Genomic DNA, 17,759 nt, shown 5'->3' on the forward strand with positions numbered 1-17,759 from the left:
TTTTTTATTTTTTAACTTTCGGAGTGGCGATTCAAGATGGCGCGTCGTTTTAATTTTTGTGCAGGTCCGGCTTCAATTCCTGAATCAGTGTTGGCAGAGGCTAGCGAGCAGCTATTAGATTGGCAGGGTCGTGGTTTGTCGGTCATGGAAATGAGCCACCGCTCCGATGAGATGGTCGGAATTGCCAATGAGGCCGAAGCCGATTTGCGCGAGCTGATGGGTATTTCTGACGACTATGCCGTGCTGTTCTTGCAAGGTGGGGCAAGCAGCCAGTTTTCTGCCGTGCCCTTAAATTTGATGGGCGAAGGCAAGGTTGTTGATTACGTCAACACCGGAGAATGGTCTAAAAAAGCCATCAAAGAAGCGAAACGCTACGCGACAGTGAATGTTGTTGCGTCCTCTGAAGATACCAACTTCACCACAATTCCGGCGTTTGACAGCTGGAAATTAAGTGATGATGCGGCCTATTTGCACTACACACCAAATGAAACTATTGGTGGCTTGGAGTTTTTCTGGACACCAGAAAGCAAGGTGCCACTGGTTGCCGACATGTCGTCTACTATTTTGTCACGCCCAGTTGACGTGAATAAATTTGGTTTGATTTACGCGGGTGCGCAAAAGAATATTGGCCCTGCCGGTTTAACGATAGTGATCGTTCGCAAAGATTTATTGGGTAAAGCCAGCGCGATTACGCCAACGATGTTGGATTACAAAACTGCTTTCGATAATGACTCTATGTACAACACGCCGCCGACGTGGGCGTGGTATTTGGCAGGCTTGGTATTTAAGTGGCTCAAAGCTCAGGGCGGTCTTGAGGCGATGGAAGTGGTAAACCGTCGCAAAGCTGAGAAGTTGTATAGTTACATTGATGCTAGCGGCTTTTATAGTAACCCTGTTGAAATTGCCAGTCGTTCTTTAATGAACATTCCTTTTGTATTAGCGGACGCGAGCCTGGATAAGGCATTTCTTGCTGGTGCAGAAGAAGCCGGTTTACTTAATTTGAAGGGCCATCGTTCAGTGGGTGGTATGCGTGCCAGTGTTTACAATGCGGTGCCTGAAGAAGCGGTAGACGCGCTAATCGCTTATATGAAAGATTTCGCACAACAACACGGTTGAGATTATGAGCGAATCCAACACGCCGCCAATTACTCTTGATGATTTGCGTCAGGACATCGACAGCATCGATACGCAGATTCACGATCTGCTGAATCGTCGTGCTAGCTGTGCTCAGCAGGTTGCCGAGGTAAAGCTTCGGGAGTTTGCCGCTGCCCAGCAGTTTGAGTCGAATGCTGATAGCAGTAGTGCGCAGCAATTACTGTTTTATCGTCCAGAGCGTGAAGCTCAGGTATTGGCGCGGGTGAAGGCAGCGAATAAAGGCCCCTTGGCAGACGACACGGTAGCCTTTATTTTTCGCGAAATTATGTCGGCGTGTTTGGCCTTAGAGAAGCCGATGGAAGTGGCCTATTTAGGTCCAGTGGGCACCTTTAGTCAGGCCGCTGCGCTTAAACATTTTGGCCATGCTGTCGTTAGTGTGCCGCAAACATCTATTGATGAGGTTTTTGCAAAGGTCGCTAACGGGCAGTGCCATTACGGCGTTGTGCCAGTCGAAAATTCAACCGAGGGTATGGTTTCAAATACCTTGGATGCCTTTATTAATTCTCCGCTAAAGATCTGTGGTGAGCTGGAACTGCGTATTCGTCTGCATTTATTGGTGGGTAAAGACGGTAAAGATAAGCCGATTACGCGTATCTGTGCGCATCAGCAAGCCTTGGCGCAAAGCCGCCGCTGGTTGGATGCTAACTATCCCGGTGTGGAGCGTTCTGCGGTAAGCAGCAACGGTGAAGCTGCCAGAATGGCGGCGGAAGAAGAGGGCGTGGCCGCTGTCGCTGGTGATATAGCAGAACAGCAGTATGGCTTATTGCAGGTGGCTGGCAATATTGAAGATCAGCCGGATAATACCACGCGCTTTTTAATTATTGGCCGCGAAGATGTAGCGTCCAGTGGTCGCGATAAAACGTCCTTAGTGGTGTCTGCCCGAAATCGTCCTGGTGCGTTGTTTAAATTGCTCGAGCCGTTTCAAAAAGCCGATGTCATGCTTACCCGAATTGATACGCGACCATCGCGAACAGAGCCTTGGACATACGTGTTCTTTATCGAGTTTGAAGGCCATCGCGATGATGCCATTATCGTTGATATTCTCAATGACATTGAGCAGCACTCCATTATGTTTAAAGTATTAGGGTCTTATCCCAAGGCCGCAATCTAGTTATGTTGTTTGGCCTATTTTGTGAGGGTGTAGCAAGTGACGTGTGATGTATTTGCGCTGGCAAATGTCGGCGTTCAGGGTTTACATCCCTATCAGCCGGGTAAACCTATTGAAGAGCTGCAGCGTGAGCTGGGCTTGGACAATATAGTTAAACTAGCGAGTAATGAAAACCCGCTTGGCCCGTCGCCGATCGCGATGGCTGCTGCGCAAGCGTCGTTGAAACAAATGCATCTCTATCCCGATGCCAGCGGCTTTGAATTAAAGAAAAAGCTCGCTGCTAAACTGGGTGTGGGCGAAAACCAATTTACCCTTGGCAATGGCTCCAATGATGTTTTGGACTTGATTGCGCGCACCTTTTTGGGCGCGGGTAGTTCTGCTGTATTTTCGCAATACGCTTTTATTGTTTACCCCATTGCCGTTCAGGCTGTCGGTGCTCGCGCTATTGTTGCGCCAGCAAAAGATTGGGGGCATGACTTACTTGAAATGGCGGCGGCTATTGAGGCAGATACCAAAGTTGTTTTCATTGCCAATCCAAATAACCCCACTGGAAATTACCTTGATCGCGAATCCCTGAGCGCATTCTTAGCCAAGGTTCCTGAGCACGTTATTGTTGTTCTTGATGAGGCTTATGTGGAGTTTGCGGGTGTTGATGATTTTCCTGACGGACTAACATTTTTAAACGATTACCCCAATGTTATTGTGACACGCACCTTTTCTAAGGCTTATGGTTTGGCTGGTTTGCGAATTGGCTATAGTATTAGCAGCCCGCAAATTGCCGATTTGTTAAACCGCGTGCGTGCGCCATTCAATGTCAGTATTCCCGCGATGTCGGCGGCTCTTGCAGTATTAGATGATCGAGATTATTTGCAACGTAGCCAGCAGGTCAATAGCGCGGGTATGGGTCAACTATGTGCTGGTTTCGATGAGTTAGGGCTGACTTATATTCCATCGGTCGGAAATTTTGTTGCTGTTGAATTACCCTGTGATGCGGTGCCTGTATACCAAGCCTTACTTCGCGAGGGCGTTATTGTTCGTCCCGTTGGTGTTTATCAAATGCCAAATCATTTGCGCGTATCAATTGGTTTGGAACACGAAAACGCACGTTTTCTTAGTGCCTTAAAAAAGCTGATAAATGAGGGATGTTTTGATCAATAAACTCACCATTATTGGTCTAGGCCTAATGGGGGGCTCATTGGCCAAGGCCTTAAAGGCGCAGGGTGCTGTTGGCCAAGTAGTCGCAACAGGGCGCCGTGCGGAGTCGCTTGAGCGAGGCCTGCAGCTTGGGGTGATAGATTCCTATACCCTCGATATGGCCGAAGCCGTCGCTGGTGCCGACGTAGTAGTGATCGCGACGCCGACATTAATCGCCGAAAAAGTCATGGCAGAAATAGCACCGTTGATGACCGCTAATATGGTGGTGACTGATGTTGCTAGCGTAAAAGGTAATATTCAAAAAGCAGCCGAACGAATATTTGGTGACGTGCCGGCGAATTTTGTGCTCGGTCATCCCATCGCGGGTTCAGAGCAAAGTGGTGTTGACGCATCGGCAGTAGATTTGTTTGTTGATCATCGAGTGATATTAACGCCCTTGGCAAACACTTCTGATTCGGCGCTTTCGCTGATTCAGTCAATGTGGGAAACCTGCGGGGCCGAAGTGGTGTGTATGGATGTGGAGGAGCATGATGCCGTTCTTGCGGCGACCAGTCATCTGCCCCATGTTTTGGCCTACACCCTAGTTGACGCGCTTGCTCAGAATGGCGCGGCGGCAGATATTTTTCGATTTGCGGCTGGCGGGTTTCGCGACTTCACTCGTATTGCGTCAAGTGACCCAACTATGTGGCACGACATTGCGCTGGCGAATCGCGATGCAATATTGCAGGGTATCGATACCTTTTCAGCGCATTTAAGCACTGTTCGAGAGGCGATTGCCGACGGCGATGGCGACGCTATTTTTGCCACCTTCGATCGCGCTAAGCACGCGCGTGATGAACATTTTTTGGGGCAGTATCTCGCCCGTCAAAAAAAACCTCTTTCATCGTAACTTCATATTTTCCTGATTAAATTAAAGAGAAATATTATCGTGGATTTCCTTTTGCAACCCGGTGGCCAAATGCGCGGTACTGCCCGTGTCCCAGGTGATAAGTCTATTTCCCATCGCTCTATTATGTTGGGCGCCATCGCAGACGGTGTTACCACCGTAGACGGGTTTCTAGAGGGCGAAGATGCGCTTTCTACTCTCAATGCATTTCGCGCGATGGGGGTAGAAATTGAAGGGCCAGAAAATGGTCGCGTGGTGATTCATGGTGTTGGGCGAGACGGTCTAAAAGCACCCGTTGGTGATGTGTATGTGGGCAACTCAGGTACCTCTATGCGCTTGCTTGCAGGTTTATTAGCAGGGCAAAAATTCGATGTCACGATGACCGGCGATGTGTCGCTGAGTAAGCGCCCAATGGAGCGTGTTGCTGCGCCATTAAGGCTAATGGGAGCGGTAGTAGAAACAGCAGAGGGTGGCCGCCCACCGCTAACATTACGCGGTGGACAATCACTGAAGGCTATCGATTACGTATTACCAATGGCGAGTGCGCAGGTGAAGTCTTGTGTGTTGTTGGCGGGCTTATATGCGGAAGGTGACACGCGTACCACTGAGCCTGCACCGACCCGAGATCACAGCGAGCGCATGTTGCGCGGTTTTGGTTATGCGGTAGATGTAGATGGGCCGGTAGCCAAGCTGACTGGCGGTGGTCGTCTAAGCGCAGTACATATAGATGTGCCGGCTGATATTTCTTCGGCGGCCTTTTTTATGGTCGCGGCGAGTATTACGCCAAATGCAGATTTAACTCTGGAACACGTTGGCATTAATCCAACGCGCATCGGGGTAATTAATATTCTTCGCGCCATGGGTGGCGATATTACAGTATTTAATGAGCGTGAAATCGGCGGCGAACCGGTTGCCGATATTCGTATACGTTATGCTCAGCTCAAAGGTATCAATATTCCTGAGGACCAGGTGCCGTTGGCGATTGACGAATTTCCTGTGTTATTTGTGGCTGCAGCCTGTGCCGAAGGGCAAACAGTATTAACGGGTGCCGAGGAGTTGCGCGTTAAGGAAAGTGACCGTATTCAGGTCATGGCTGATGGCCTGCAGGCAATGGGTATTAGCGCTGTACCGACTGAGGATGGCATTGTCATTCAGGGGGGGCAAATTACCGGCGCAACGGTTGAAAGCCATCATGATCACCGCATAGCCATGTCCTTTGCGGTCGCTTCGTTGCGTGCGAGCAAGCCAATCACGGTGACGGGCTGCGATAATGTGGCGACGTCATTCCCTAATTTTGTCAGTTTGGCCGCCGGACTTGGAATGAATATAGAGGTGCAGGTTTGAGTAATTTTGATTCCATGTTAGCCGCGCCGGTGATCGCCATAGATGGCCCAAGTGGTTCAGGTAAGGGTACCTTGTGCCAAAAGCTAGCAAGGCATTTGGGTTGGCATTTGTTGGATAGTGGCGCGCTTTATCGTTTAGTTGGCATGGCTGCGGATAAACATGGCTGCGCCTTTGATGACGAGGCTGCCATTGCCAAGTTGGCGGCAAATCTTGATGTTGAATTTATTGCGGGAGAGCCAGGAGAGCCGACACTTGTGTTTCTCGAAGGTGAAGACGTTAGCGGAGATTTACGTACAGAAACGACGGGTATGTTAGCGTCTAAAGTTGCTGTTCTTCCTGCTGTACGAAGAGCGTTATTAGGTCGCCAGCGAGATTTTGCTAAAGCGCCGGGTTTGGTCGCTGACGGTCGCGACATGGGCACGGTGGTGTTCACTACTGCGCCGGTCAAGATATTCTTAACCGCAAGTGCCGAGGAGCGTGCCGAACGACGCTACAATCAGTTGAAATCAAGCGGTGATGATGTTAACCTCGCGACCCTTTTAGGGGAGATACGCGCCCGCGATAAACGTGATTCCGAGCGTGAATTAGCCCCCTTAAAGCCCGCAGACGACGCTGTGCACATTGATAGCAGTGGTTTGGGCATAGAAGAAGTGTTTAACCGAGTGCTGGCGGAAGTCAACGCTCGTCTTGTTAGTTTGTAAAAAGACTAACTAAAAACCGTCGCATGCAGCGCAAACACCAGCTGGCGTTGTATTGAGGCAATATGAATTGACCCGTGTAAGCTGGATACGCGGCGATACGGTGGCGTTGCCACTACTTAATACTCAGGTAATGACTAATGAGCGAGAGCTTTGCTGATCTATTTGAAGAAAGTTTAAAAACCATTGATATGAAACCCGGTTCGATCGTAACCGGCGTTGTAATTGATTTTGATAGTGATTGGGTTACTGTTCACGCAGGCCTGAAATCTGAAGGTGTTATTCCCCGCGAGCAGTTCTTAAGCGACAGCGGTGAATTCACTCTGTCTATCGGTGACGAAGTGCAAGTTGCTTTGGAGTCGGTAGAAGACGGTTTCGGTGAAACTAAATTATCACGTGAAAAAGCCAAGCGCGCTGAAGCGTGGACTACTCTTGAAGCAGCGTTTGAGGCTGAAGAGTCTGTTATTGGTATTATCAATGGCAAGGTCAAAGGTGGTTTTACTGTCGATATCAACAGCATCCGTGCCTTCCTGCCCGGTTCTTTGGTAGATGTTCGTCCAGTTCGCGACACTGCGCACTTGGAAGGCAAAGAGCTTGAATTCAAAGTCATTAAGCTGGACCAAAAGCGCAACAACGTCGTTGTTTCGCGTCGTGCTGTTCTTGAGAGCGTAAACAGCGAAGAGCGCGAAGCGCTGCTGGAATCTCTGCAAGAAGGTATGGTTGTTAAAGGTATTGTTAAGAACTTGACCGACTACGGTGCTTTCGTAGATTTGGGTGGTATTGACGGTCTGTTGCACATCACTGACATGGCTTGGAAGCGTATTAAGCACCCAAGCGAAATCGTTGAAGTGGGTCATGAAATTGACGTTCGTATTCTTAAGTTCGACCGTGAGCGCAACCGCGTATCACTGGGTCTTAAACAGCTTGGCGAAGATCCATGGGTTGCTATCAAAGCGCGTTACCCTGAGAACTCTCGCGTTAAAGCTAAGGTCACTAACCTGACTGATTACGGCTGTTTCGCAGAGATCGAAGAGGGCGTTGAAGGTCTGGTTCACGTTTCTGAAATGGATTGGACTAACAAAAACATCCACCCATCTAAAGTCGTTCAAGTTGGCGATGAAGTGGAAGTGATGATTTTGGACATCGACGAAGAGCGTCGTCGTATTTCTCTGGGTATCAAACAGTGTCAACAAAACCCATGGGATGCATTTGGTGGCCAGTTCACTAAGGGCGACAAGATCAAGGGCGCTATCAAGTCAATCACTGACTTCGGTATCTTCATTGGTCTAGACGGCAACATCGACGGTCTGGTTCACTTGTCAGACATTTCTTGGAATGAAACTGGCGAAGAAGCCGTACGTAAATTCAAGAAAGGCGATGAGATCGAGACTGTGATTCTGTCTATCGATCCTGAGCGTGAGCGCATTTCTTTGGGCATCAAACAGCTTGAAGATGATCCGTTCTCTAACTACGTTGCTGAAAACGACAAGGGCGCCATTGTTAATGGTGTTGTTAAAGAAGTCGATGCGAAAGCCGCTATTGTTGTACTGAGCGAAGAAGTTGAAGGCGTGTTGAAAGCGTCTGAAATCAGCCGCGACAAAGTTGAAGATGCACGTAACGTGTTGAAAGTGGGCGATGCTGTTGAAGTTAAAATCATCAGTGTAGACCGTAAGAATCGTGCAATGACCTTGTCTATTAAAGCCAAGGACGTTGACGACGAGAAAGAAGCAGTTAAGTCACTGCGTGAGAAAGAAGTCGAAACTGCTGCTCCGGCAACAATCGGCGACTTGATCAAGGCTCAGATGGAAAATAAAGACTAAGGTCTTTAATCTGAGTCTAGGTTACGGGCATTTACTTTGAGTAATTGCCCGTAACTATCTGGCTTATATGCAAAAAAATGCTAAGCTAGGCTTGGGTGTTGGAAACAACGGGAACAAGCAATGACTAAATCTGAATTAATAGAGTTGATTACCGAGCGTCAGCCGCAGCTGTCTCATAAGGACGTTGAGCTGGCGGTTAAAACTATGATCGAACATATGTCGACGGTTTTAGCCACGGGTGATCGAATTGAGATTCGAGGATTTGGTAGTTTTTCTCTGCATTATCGAGAACCTCGTATGGGGCGTAATCCCAAAACGGGCGATACTGTCGAGTTACCCGGCAAGTTTGTTCCCCATTTTAAGCCAGGCAAAGAATTACGCGAAAGAGTGAATTTGAGCCTGCAGTCAGGCACTTAGCAACACTCACTGCTAGCGTTATGATTAAAGAAACGGTATGGTCTTTGACCATGCCGTTTTTTTTTTGGAAAAGGTTAGATGCGTCTGATCCGTTCGATTTTAGTGTTCCTCTTGTTACTCCTCGTGCTAGCTGTGGGGCTTCTGTTTACTATTCAAAATGATGTATTGGTGCCCTTAAATGTGCTCGTTGCAGATTTACCGGCTCAGCGCTTGTCAACGTGGGTTATTTTGGCATTCTTCGTGGGCGGGTTAGCGGGTTTGGCTGCAAGCTCCATAGTGATAATACGTATACAGGCCTCGCGGCTTCGTTTGCGTCGCCTCCTAACGTCCCAGAAAACCAAGATTGCACGCAGCCAGACGACAAGTAGTTAATCTGGAATGGGTGTTGAGCTAATACAATTTCTCTTGGTTCTCGCAGCGGTGGCCAGCGGTTGGTTGCTGGGTTATTTCTACCGCCCTAAAAAGCGAAGCCATAGCAGTGATGACAATGCTAGCTCTTACTATAAGGGGTTGAATTACCTCTTGGGCGAGCAGGCGGGCGCCGCGGTCATGACGGTGATCAATGAATTGCCGGTCAATATCGAAACTCTGCCGACACACCTAGCATTAGGTAATCTGATGCGCAGCAAGGGTGAAGTTGATGGCGCTATTCGCATTCATCAGAACTTATTATCGCGGCCGAGCTTGCCCAAAGAAAAGCTGTACCAAGTGAATCTCGAATTGGCGAGGGATTATATTTCTGCAGGCCTATTTGATCGAGCCGAACGTTTACTTCGAGACGTGGTGGATGAATCCCCGCAGTACCGTAGTGATGCCTTGGAGCATTTACAGGGTATTTATCAAAGCGAAAAGGAGTGGGATCAGGCTATCGCGGTAGCGTTGTTACGCCTGCCTCAGAGACGGTGGTTAAAAAAGTCTGCAGCGCCAACTGCCGCTGAGCGCGCGGTAGAGTGTTCTTTGAGTCATTATCACTGCGAGAAAGCTCAACCGTTGCTGGCCGCTCACGATATTAAATCCGCGTCTAAAGAATTGCAGATGGCACGCAGCTACGATAACGACAATGTACGCGCCTATTTACTTTTAGCTAAGGTTGCCATCACGCAGAAAAAACCACAGCAAGCTTTGGAATTACTGCATTCGGTCATTGAGCGGCAACCAGCTTTCGCTAAAGAGGTTTTACCTTTATTTCGTGAGGCATTTGTCGATTTTGGAAATCGAGCTGGTTATCTTGATGCGCTTAAGCGGATTGCGGAAAAAGTCAGCAGTACTGCGTTTATTACTGAGTGTGCTTTGCAGCTGGCAGAGCAGGCGAGTTCGGAGTCCGCATTAAGTTATTTGTATGATGCGGCGAGGAAGCGCCCGACCATTGTTTTACTTTTGTCTGTTCTCGATCAGCAGGATTCCGACGTAGGACAAAGTGCCGTATTAGTAACGCAGTTACTAGATCAGCTAAAAGCTGAGCGGCCAATTTATCGGTGTCGGCACTGTGGTTTTTCTGGCCAAAAGCTGCACTGGTTATGTCCCAGTTGTGAGCAGTGGGGTACCATTGCGCCAATCCGAGGAATACAAGGTGATTGAATTAAATTATGACTGATAAATCTCCACTCATCGTCGCGTTAGATTTTGCCGTGCGCGCCGACCTTGACGCCTTAGTAGATAGGCTGGATCCATCCTTATGTCGTTTAAAAGTAGGTAAAGAATTATTTACTTTGTATGGCCCCGAAATAGTTAAGGATTTGCACGCTCGCGGTTTTGAGGTTTTTTTAGACTTGAAATTTCACGATATTCCGAATACCACGGCGGCGGCGGTAGCGGCGGCAGCGGAGCTGGGTGTGTGGATGGTGAATGTTCATGCGTCCGGCGGTATGAAGATGATGTCTGCTGCAAAAACTGCTTTGCAGCCCTATGGTAAAGACGCTCCGCTACTTATTGCAGTAACGGTACTTACCTCAATGCAAAGTGAAGAGCTGGCGGCGATCGGTGTCCGTGATGATGCGCCGACACAGGTGAATCGTTTGGCATCGCTAGCAGTGGATTGTGGTTTAGATGGTGTGGTGTGTTCGGCTCAGGAGGCGCCGATGCTTCGTGGCCCTGTACCCGATAACTTTTTACTTGTGACGCCAGGTATTCGCCCAGAGGGCAGTGAGCAGGGCGATCAGCAAAGGATCGCAACGCCGAAAGAAGCGATGACCATGGGGAGTAACTATTTAGTGATCGGTCGGCCTATAACTCGCAGTGCAGATCCTTTGGCGGCCCTGAAGAAAATTAACGCGTCACTAGGTTATTAAGCAAATTTATAAAGACTTAGCAAAAAGGAATTAGTGGTATGGCAGTTATTGATGTATTCAACGGTGACGCTGATGGACTATGTGCCCTCGTTCAGCTGCGTAATGCAACACCCAAAGACAGCTTGCTTGTGACGGGTGTAAAGCGCGATATTAATTTACTCGATAAAGTAACAGCGCAATCAGGGGATCAAGTGACGGTACTTGACGTGTCGCTGGATAAAAACCGCGATGGCCTGCGTGCAGCTTTAGACGCTGGTGCAGAAGTGGTTTATGTCGATCACCATTTTGCTGGTGATACTCCTGAACATGCTAATTTGACTGTAAACATAAACCCAGCCGCAGATGTGTGTACCAGCTTATTGGTTAATGGCATGTTGAAAGGGCAGTTTGCGGAGTGGGCGGTAGTCGGTGCCTTTGGCGATAATCTGCGCAATAGCGCGATGTCAGTCGCAAAAACCTTAGAATTAACTGAGGAAGAACTAACGCAGTTAGAAAGCTTGGGTATCTATCTCAATTACAATGGCTACGGTGCCAGCATTGACGATCTGCATTTTGATCCCGCCGAGTTGTATCGCCGCATGGTGCCCTTTGCTAGCCCGCGGCAATTTATGAAGGACGCCGCCGATACGTTTTCACAATTGGAAGAAGGCTATACCAACGATATGCGTGCGGCGAGCCAATTACCTGCGGTACATGCTGACGAGGTAAGTGCCGTGTTTATATTGCCGGATGAGCGCTGGGCAAGACGTGTTAGCGGCGTTTATAGCAACGATTTAGCCAATGATTTTCCGGATCGTGCGCACGCTGTATTAACTGAAAAAAATAACGGTAACTATCTAGTAAGTATTCGCGCGCCGCTTAATAATAAGCGTGGCGCAGATGAATTTTGCCGGCAATTTCCTACAGGTGGTGGTCGAGCCGCCGCTGCTGGCATAAATGATTTACCGGTAACAAGTCTTAATAGCTTTGTTGAAAAATTCCAAGAGTTCTATCGGAGCTTGTCGAACTAATATGTTCACCCTTGATGCATGGATTGCCCTGAGTGTTATTGCAGGTTGTTTACTAGCGTTGATTTTTACCCGGCGGCCACCCGATATTATTTTGTGCGGTGGTGTTGTGATTTTACTCTTACTTGGTGTTCTCTCGCCTAAAGAAGCGTTGGCGGGTATGGCTAATGAGGGTATGGTCACTGTCGGTATATTATTTATTGTAGCGCAGGCGCTGTCTGAAACCGGTGCAGTGAGTTGGATTTCTCTGAATGTATTGGGCCGTCCAAAGTCCGTGCGCATGGCTCAGTTTCGGCTAATGGCGCCGGTCGCAGCATTCAGCTCGATATTAAATAACACGCCCGTGGTGGCAATGATGATTCCCGCAGTGCGAGATTGGGCCAAGCGCAATAATTTGCCGGTATCGCAGTTGATGATTCCCCTGAGCTATGCGGCCATTGTTGGTGGTACATGCACCTTGGTGGGAACCAGTACCAACCTGGTTGTTAACGGCATGATGTTGGATAGCTTGCCCGAGCAAACGTTGGGCATGTTTGACTTAGCGTGGGTTGGTTTACCCAGCGCGATTTTGGTTGTCGCGTTTACCATCGTAATGAGCCGCTATTTGTTGCCGGCGAGCAACGGTAAGACAGAGCGGTTTGGTGATACCCGTCAGTATATTATCGAAATGTTGGTTGAGCCCGGCAGTCCAATGATTGGGCAATCTATTGAACAGGCTGGCTTGCGGCAGTTACCGGCGATGTTCTTAATTGAGATTGTCCGCGACGAACGATTGATGACGGTAGTTTCACCCAAAGAAATTCTTATGGGTGGCGATCGGTTGATCTTTGCTGGAGATGTGCGCTCGGTTGTCGACTTGAAAAATTTTCATGGTCTAAGATTGGCTGAGGATCAGGCCTTCAAACTTGGCGATAATAATTTATCTCGCTGCTTAGTCGAAGTGGTGATATCACCCAACTTCCCTCATTTAAGTCGACCGGTGCGCGAAATGCGTTTTCGCAATAATTACGGTGCGGCGATTATCGCTATCTCTCGTAATGGCGAGCACCTCAAGGGACGAATTGGTGATCTTGAGTTAGAGCCAGGTGATACCTTGTTGCTTGAGGCCTATGAGGACTTTGTTCCCAATCAGCGTTACTCGCGTGATTTCTTGCTGGTCAGTGCTATCGAAAATTCACGCCCTGTGCGTCACGAGCATCGTGGCCGTGCTGGCATCATCATGGTTGCAATGGTGTTGGTGGTGGCAGTAGGTTGGCTATCAATGTTAAAGGCGGCTTTCTTGGCTGCGGGTCTAATGGTAGTGACAAGGTGTATTCGTGCTGCGGATGCAAGGCGTAGCGTTGATTGGCAGATCTTGTTGGTTATTGCCGCGTCTATCGCCCTGGGTGGATCATTGGAGTCCACGGGGGCGGCTTCGGTTATTGCTGGTAGTATCGTCGGCGCGGCTGCCGGGTCCCCTATGGCGACATTGGCTGCAATTTTCGTGGTTACGACCTTATTTTCCGCTGTTATATCGAATTTGGCGGCTGCGGTAATCGTATTTCCCATCGCACTGGCTGCAAGTCAGCAGCTTGATGTGAGCATGCTGCCCTTTGCTGTGACCTTGATGATGGCAGCGTCAGCGAGTTTTGCGACGCCAATTGGCTATCAAACCAATCTGATGGTTTATGGGCCGGGGGATTATCGGTTTAGTGATTTTTTCAAAATTGGTATACCGCTAACGGTAATAGTGGGTGTTGCTACCGTGCTAATAGCCCCACTTATTTGGCCGTTTTAGTTTATTCACACTGAACCTCTGCAAGCTGCGACCAGGTGTTGTGGCTTCGCAGTTCACTTTGATCAAAAATAATAATATTCACTTTTTGCGTCGAGAAACCATTGGCATTTAGAAAGCCACACACTTGTTTTGCATATTTCTTTTCGTTTATTGCGCCTTTTTCAACAGCGATTAATAAGGCGTTGTGACGAACCCAAATGGCATCACTGCCAGGGAACCCCGCGGAGCCTTCCAGTGCGCGCTCAATCTTTCTATGTGCAGCGCTGAAGTCTTGGGTTTGGGCGTGGATTGCTCCACAAAAGAAAAGTGTTAGTGAAATTGCAATGCCAGTGATTCTAACGCTCATATTTTATATCCGTTTTGCGGTCGGCAATGGTGCGCACCGTGATGTGTATGCGGAGTAGGGGTAGTATAGCGTGAGTTTCTGAATTTAAAGCGGCAATTTGTTGATGCGAAAAAAAAGGGCTTATGTTTGCACATAAACCCTTTTAGATATGGCTCCACCTGCTGGGCTCGAACCAGCGACCCAATGATTAACAGTCATTTGCTCTACCAACTGAGCTAAGGCGGAACAGCTTTAACAGCTGAGGACGCGCATATTAAGGATGTTTTTTCGGGGCGTCAACCCCTGGCGACAGATTTTCTTGTTTTGGCGATTTTGTGAACAATTTCCAGTGTTTAGGGTGTTTTATAAGAACTTGGCGGGCGCTTTGCGGCTAAGGTCTGCGCGCGTTACTATGGGGGCTTTTGCAGCGAGTATATCTGATGGGTAAGCCGTTTCAGGTCGTGTCGAAGTTCGCTCCAGCGGGAGACCAACCTGCGGCTATTGCAGGCTTGGTCGAGGGTGTGAATGCTGGTTTGCATGCGCAAACCTTGCTTGGCGTGACCGGCTCAGGGAAAACCTTCACGATCGCAAATGTTGTTGAGGCATTGCAGCGGCCAACCATCGTCATGGCGCCGAATAAAACACTCGCTGCACAGCTCTACGGTGAATTTAAAGAATTCTTCCCCAATAATGCCGTTGAATACTTTGTTTCTTATTACGACTACTACCAGCCTGAAGCCTATGTGCCTGCTTCAGACACATTTATTGAGAAAGATGCCTCGATTAATGATCACATTGAGCAAATGCGATTGTCGGCGACTAAGGCGTTAATGGAGCGCTCTGATGCGATTATCGTGGCGTCGGTATCCGCAATCTACGGTTTAGGTGATCCAGAGCAGTATTTCAAAATGATCTTGCATTTGGTGCGTGGGGAGCGCATTGATCAGCGCAAGCTTCTTCGCCGTTTAGCGGAGCTGCAATACACTCGCAATGACATTGCCTTTCAGCGTGGCACTTATCGTGTCCGTGGTGATGTGATTGATATTTTCCCTGCCGAGAGTGATAAGAATGCGGTTCGGGTGGAGCTGTTTGATGACGAAATAGAGTCAATTACAGGATTTGACCCCCTCACCGGAGAATCCTACGGCAAAATTCCACGCATCACTATTTATCCCAAGAGTCATTACGTAACACCGCGCGAAACTTTGTTAAAAGCGGTCGACTTCATTGAAGAGGAACTCGTCGAGCGCTTGGAGCACTTGCGCAGCAATGAGTTGCTAGTTGAAGCCCAGCGTCTTGAGCAGCGCACGCGCTATGATATTGAGATGATTCGCGAGTTAGGCTATTGCAACGGCATCGAAAACTACTCTCGTTATTTATCTGGTCGAGATCCTGGTGAGGCACCGCCGACTCTTTTTGATTATTTGCCCGAAAATGCCTTAGTCGTGATTGACGAATCCCACGTGACTATTCCGCAAATAGGCGCGATGTATAAGGGCGATAGATCTCGCAAAGAAACCTTAGTCCAATATGGCTTTCGTCTGCCGTCGGCGCTCGATAATCGGCCGATGAAATTTGATGAGTGGGAGCGCTTGGTACCACAAATTATTTTAGTATCTGCCACGCCTGGGAATTACGAGGCAGAGAATTCCGCCCGCGTTGTTGAACAGGTGGTAAGGCCGACGGGCTTGATTGACCCAGAGATAGAGGTGCGGCCGGCGAGTACTCAGGTAGATGATTTGCTGTCAGAAATTGTGTTGCGCACGGCGGTCGGCGATCGCGTGCTGGTGACGACGTTAACGAAACGCATGGCGGAAGACCTGTCTGAGTATTTGGATGAGCACGGCGTAAAGGTCCGCTATTTGCACTCGGATATCGATACCGTCGAGCGGGTTGAGATAATTCGTGATCTGCGCCTGGGTAAATTTGACGTCTTGGTGGGAATAAACCTGTTGCGTGAAGGTTTGGATATGCCAGAGGTCTCGCTAGTCGCCATTTTAGACGCGGACAAAGAGGGCTTTTTGCGATCGGAGCGCTCACTGATTCAAACCATTGGCCGTGCTGCGCGAAACTTGAATGGCAAGGCGATTCTATATGGCGATCGAATTACCGGTTCTATGCAGCGAGCCATAGACGAGACCACACGACGCCGAGAAAAGCAGATAGCGCATAACCTCAAAAATAATATCATTCCCATTGGCGTTATAAAGTCAGTGGAAGATATTCTCGACGCCGGCGCGATACCGGGTTCCAAGAAAAAGCAGCGTGGCAATATGCAGAAGGTTGCTGAGCCTTCAGGTGACTATTTGTTAGACGCGGCGGGTATGTCGAATGCCGAGCTGGCAAAACTGCTGAAAACCCTAGAGCAAGATATGCAGAAGCACGCTAAGAATCTTGAGTTTGAAGCGGCGGCGAATGTAAGGGATAAATTGTCAGAGATAAAGCAGCGCTTCTTTGCTAGCTGAATCGGCAATGTATTAATCTGGGTTAAAACCTTGTGCTGATGTAAGCGCGTGATTATAATGCGCGTCCTTGTTAGGCAAGCGATTCGACGATTGCCAGCACGCTTTGTACGACCGTAGCTCAGTTGGTTAGAGCATCACCTTGACATGGTGGGGGTCGGTGGTTCGAATCCACTCGGTCGTACCAATTTTATTTGAGTTCAAATTTAGGCTGCTCGCACTAGAGGGTGGGTAATATTTGTTCGCTATCAAGTCCCAGTAATTATTTCTACTCGTTTCTACCTGTGTGTTCTAGTTTCTACGCGTAGTTGCGCTGAAGTTTGATTTTCCTGCATCTCATCTTTCGATATAACTGTTATACTCGTCACCGAAATAACAACGACCCAGCCTGCCTCGGAAAAGGGATTCCCGACTCGCTTTTTTATTTATTAAAGTCGGGATTACACCAATTAAATTAGGTCAAGTTAGTAAGAGTTTTGTAGCTAGTCTCGCCTGCTTCTTGTGCGCTTTCCTCGTAACTATTGGCCTCGGTGCCGCCGAGTTTGGCAGCGCAACTGTGGCGGAAGTGCGTACTATCTACGACGGAGATACCTTTCGGGTAAATATTGCTGGTTGGCCGTCGGTGGTTGGCGAGAGTATGCCAGTGCGAATAAAAGGGGTTGATACGCCAGAGTTGCGCGGCAAGTGTCAGTCGGAAAAAGACGCGGCGCGAGCCGCCAAGCAGTTCTCGGTTGGTCGGCTTAGGGAGGGGCGAGTCATTGAGTTGCGCTCTATCGAGCGGGATAAATATTTTCGTCTACTGGCCGAGGTTTGGATAGACGGCATGAGTCTTGGTGATCAGTTAATAAGCGAAGGATTTGCGGTGCCTTATACTGGCGGCAAAAAGATCGTCTGGTGCTGAGTGTTAGTACCTTTTGTTAAAATTAGCCTTGCGGTGAGTGGGATTTATGGAGTTTGAAGCGGACTTTTGGTGGGATAGCAAATTTAGCGGTTTGAAATTTGCGGGTTCTATTCACGGTAAGCGCTATGTGTTTGCGATATCACGGACTGCATTGGTAGATTTTTTCCAGACCGCAGATACGGTTGAGCAGGCGATTGAGAACTTTGAGCAGAATCGACCTCGCTTTGAGAGTATGGTTGAGCGATTTGTTCTTGGGGAGCGCTTACCTCACGATGATGGTCCTGTCGTGGTTACCTTATTGCGATGCATCGAGTATCAACTTTAGCGGCGTCGGTTTGTCTGGATAAGCTTGCAGCTAGCAGCCACAATCCGCATAATAGTCGACCTAAAATTTCTATGATTTTCAATTACTCACG

Annotated in this window: 17 protein-coding genes and 2 tRNA genes; 17 read left to right on the forward strand and 2 right to left on the reverse strand. The window is 48.7% G+C overall.

Features of this window, described 5'->3' with window-relative positions; genetic code table 11:
* Nucleotides 1-36 precede the first annotated feature (36 nt).
* The 13 genes from serC to O9X78_RS08745 all read left to right on the forward strand — a co-directional run bounded on the left by serC (nucleotide 37) and on the right by O9X78_RS08745 (nucleotide 13,655).
* The gene (serC, locus tag O9X78_RS08685; RefSeq protein ID WP_269619248.1) at nucleotides 37-1,116 is read left to right on the forward strand and encodes a 3-phosphoserine/phosphohydroxythreonine transaminase; all 1,080 of its coding nucleotides are present in this window, start codon (nucleotides 37-39) and stop codon (nucleotides 1,114-1,116) included.
* 4 nt (nucleotides 1,117-1,120) lie between these two features.
* The gene (gene pheA / locus O9X78_RS08690; protein ID WP_269619249.1) at nucleotides 1,121-2,266 is read left to right on the forward strand and encodes a prephenate dehydratase; all 1,146 of its coding nucleotides are present in this window, start codon (nucleotides 1,121-1,123) and stop codon (nucleotides 2,264-2,266) included.
* Nucleotides 2,267-2,302: 36 nt separating this feature from the next.
* Nucleotides 2,303-3,421, forward strand: coding sequence for a histidinol-phosphate transaminase (hisC, locus tag O9X78_RS08695; protein WP_269619250.1), 1,119 nt, complete (start codon nucleotides 2,303-2,305; stop codon nucleotides 3,419-3,421).
* Nucleotides 3,411-4,307, forward strand: a complete 897-nt coding sequence (locus O9X78_RS08700) for a prephenate dehydrogenase/arogenate dehydrogenase family protein (protein WP_332108520.1) — start codon at nucleotides 3,411-3,413, stop codon at nucleotides 4,305-4,307. The genes hisC and O9X78_RS08700 overlap by 11 nt, the downstream gene beginning before the upstream one ends.
* A 39-nt stretch (nucleotides 4,308-4,346) precedes the next feature.
* On the forward strand, nucleotides 4,347-5,648 hold the full coding sequence (gene aroA / locus O9X78_RS08705; RefSeq protein WP_269619252.1) for a 3-phosphoshikimate 1-carboxyvinyltransferase: 1,302 nt from the start codon (nucleotides 4,347-4,349) through the stop codon (nucleotides 5,646-5,648).
* Nucleotides 5,649-5,662: 14 nt separating this feature from the next.
* Nucleotides 5,663-6,349 carry a (d)CMP kinase gene (cmk, locus tag O9X78_RS08710; RefSeq protein WP_269619440.1) on the forward strand — a complete coding sequence of 229 codons (687 nt, stop codon included), beginning with the start codon at nucleotides 5,663-5,665 and terminating at the stop codon, nucleotides 6,347-6,349.
* Between the two features lie 137 nt (nucleotides 6,350-6,486).
* Nucleotides 6,487-8,166 carry a 30S ribosomal protein S1 gene (gene rpsA, locus O9X78_RS08715; RefSeq protein ID WP_269619253.1) on the forward strand — a complete coding sequence of 560 codons (1,680 nt, stop codon included), beginning with the start codon at nucleotides 6,487-6,489 and terminating at the stop codon, nucleotides 8,164-8,166.
* Nucleotides 8,167-8,286: 120 nt separating this feature from the next.
* Nucleotides 8,287-8,583 (forward strand): integration host factor subunit beta, encoded by a 297-nt coding sequence (ihfB, locus tag O9X78_RS08720; protein ID WP_269619254.1) that lies wholly within the window; start codon nucleotides 8,287-8,289, stop codon nucleotides 8,581-8,583.
* Between the two features lie 78 nt (nucleotides 8,584-8,661).
* Nucleotides 8,662-8,955 carry a lipopolysaccharide assembly protein LapA domain-containing protein gene (locus O9X78_RS08725; protein WP_269619255.1) on the forward strand — a complete coding sequence of 98 codons (294 nt, stop codon included), beginning with the start codon at nucleotides 8,662-8,664 and terminating at the stop codon, nucleotides 8,953-8,955.
* Between the two features lie 6 nt (nucleotides 8,956-8,961).
* Nucleotides 8,962-10,161 (forward strand): tetratricopeptide repeat protein, encoded by a 1,200-nt coding sequence (locus O9X78_RS08730; protein WP_269619256.1) that lies wholly within the window; start codon nucleotides 8,962-8,964, stop codon nucleotides 10,159-10,161.
* Between the two features lie 8 nt (nucleotides 10,162-10,169).
* On the forward strand, nucleotides 10,170-10,871 hold the full coding sequence (gene pyrF, locus O9X78_RS08735; protein ID WP_269619257.1) for an orotidine-5'-phosphate decarboxylase: 702 nt from the start codon (nucleotides 10,170-10,172) through the stop codon (nucleotides 10,869-10,871).
* A 38-nt stretch (nucleotides 10,872-10,909) separates the two neighbouring features.
* Complete coding sequence (locus O9X78_RS08740; RefSeq protein ID WP_269619259.1) at nucleotides 10,910-11,881, forward strand: DHH family phosphoesterase; 972 nt, start codon at nucleotides 10,910-10,912, stop codon at nucleotides 11,879-11,881.
* Nucleotide 11,882: 1 nt separating this feature from the next.
* Nucleotides 11,883-13,655, forward strand: coding sequence for an SLC13 family permease (locus tag O9X78_RS08745; RefSeq protein WP_269619260.1), 1,773 nt, complete (start codon nucleotides 11,883-11,885; stop codon nucleotides 13,653-13,655).
* A gap of 1 nt (nucleotide 13,656) precedes the next feature.
* On the opposite strand, the gene O9X78_RS08750 is transcribed toward O9X78_RS08745, so the two are convergent.
* Nucleotides 13,657-14,001 (reverse strand): hypothetical protein, encoded by a 345-nt coding sequence (locus tag O9X78_RS08750; RefSeq protein WP_269619262.1) that lies wholly within the window; start codon nucleotides 13,999-14,001, stop codon nucleotides 13,657-13,659.
* A 149-nt stretch (nucleotides 14,002-14,150) separates the two neighbouring features.
* Nucleotides 14,151-14,226: transfer RNA gene (locus O9X78_RS08755), tRNA-Asn, on the reverse strand.
* A 194-nt stretch (nucleotides 14,227-14,420) separates the two neighbouring features.
* On the opposite strand from O9X78_RS08755, the gene uvrB reads away from it, so the two are divergent.
* The 4 genes from uvrB (at nucleotide 14,421) to O9X78_RS08775 (ending at nucleotide 17,668) form a co-directional block, all read left to right on the forward strand.
* The gene (gene uvrB / locus O9X78_RS08760) at nucleotides 14,421-16,445 is read left to right on the forward strand and encodes an excinuclease ABC subunit UvrB (RefSeq protein ID WP_269619263.1); all 2,025 of its coding nucleotides are present in this window, start codon (nucleotides 14,421-14,423) and stop codon (nucleotides 16,443-16,445) included.
* Nucleotides 16,446-16,552: 107 nt separating this feature from the next.
* Nucleotides 16,553-16,629: transfer RNA gene (locus O9X78_RS08765), tRNA-Val, on the forward strand.
* A 369-nt stretch (nucleotides 16,630-16,998) separates the two neighbouring features.
* Nucleotides 16,999-17,343 carry a thermonuclease family protein gene (locus O9X78_RS08770; protein WP_269619264.1) on the forward strand — a complete coding sequence of 115 codons (345 nt, stop codon included), beginning with the start codon at nucleotides 16,999-17,001 and terminating at the stop codon, nucleotides 17,341-17,343.
* 46 nt (nucleotides 17,344-17,389) lie between these two features.
* Nucleotides 17,390-17,668 (forward strand): DUF1488 family protein, encoded by a 279-nt coding sequence (locus tag O9X78_RS08775; RefSeq protein ID WP_219041919.1) that lies wholly within the window; start codon nucleotides 17,390-17,392, stop codon nucleotides 17,666-17,668.
* Nucleotides 17,669-17,759 lie beyond the last annotated feature (91 nt).

This window comes from Zhongshania aquatica (genome assembly GCF_027257955.1).
GTDB classification, from domain to species: Bacteria; Pseudomonadota; Gammaproteobacteria; order Pseudomonadales; family Spongiibacteraceae; genus Spongiibacter; species Spongiibacter aquatica.

What these genes read in the sequence shown, in the direction of transcription:
- cmk (WP_269619440.1), top strand. Translation starts at nt 5,663, where the DNA reads ATGTTAGCCGCGCCGGTGATCGCCATAGATGGCCCAAGTGGTTCAGGT.
- O9X78_RS08730 (WP_269619256.1), top strand. Translation starts at nt 8,962, where the DNA reads ATGGGTGTTGAGCTAATACAATTTCTCTTGGTTCTCGCAGCGGTGGCC.
- ihfB (WP_269619254.1), top strand. Translation starts at nt 8,287, where the DNA reads ATGACTAAATCTGAATTAATAGAGTTGATTACCGAGCGTCAGCCGCAG.
- O9X78_RS08750 (WP_269619262.1), bottom strand. Translation starts at nt 14,001, where the DNA reads ATGAGCGTTAGAATCACTGGCATTGCAATTTCACTAACACTTTTCTTT.
- uvrB (WP_269619263.1), top strand. Translation starts at nt 14,421, where the DNA reads ATGGGTAAGCCGTTTCAGGTCGTGTCGAAGTTCGCTCCAGCGGGAGAC.
- O9X78_RS08775 (WP_219041919.1), top strand. Translation starts at nt 17,390, where the DNA reads ATGGAGTTTGAAGCGGACTTTTGGTGGGATAGCAAATTTAGCGGTTTG.
- O9X78_RS08740 (WP_269619259.1), top strand. Translation starts at nt 10,910, where the DNA reads ATGGCAGTTATTGATGTATTCAACGGTGACGCTGATGGACTATGTGCC.
- pheA (WP_269619249.1), top strand. Translation starts at nt 1,121, where the DNA reads ATGAGCGAATCCAACACGCCGCCAATTACTCTTGATGATTTGCGTCAG.
- O9X78_RS08725 (WP_269619255.1), top strand. Translation starts at nt 8,662, where the DNA reads ATGCGTCTGATCCGTTCGATTTTAGTGTTCCTCTTGTTACTCCTCGTG.
- pyrF (WP_269619257.1), top strand. Translation starts at nt 10,170, where the DNA reads ATGACTGATAAATCTCCACTCATCGTCGCGTTAGATTTTGCCGTGCGC.
- O9X78_RS08745 (WP_269619260.1), top strand. Translation starts at nt 11,883, where the DNA reads ATGTTCACCCTTGATGCATGGATTGCCCTGAGTGTTATTGCAGGTTGT.
- serC (WP_269619248.1), top strand. Translation starts at nt 37, where the DNA reads ATGGCGCGTCGTTTTAATTTTTGTGCAGGTCCGGCTTCAATTCCTGAA.
- rpsA (WP_269619253.1), top strand. Translation starts at nt 6,487, where the DNA reads ATGAGCGAGAGCTTTGCTGATCTATTTGAAGAAAGTTTAAAAACCATT.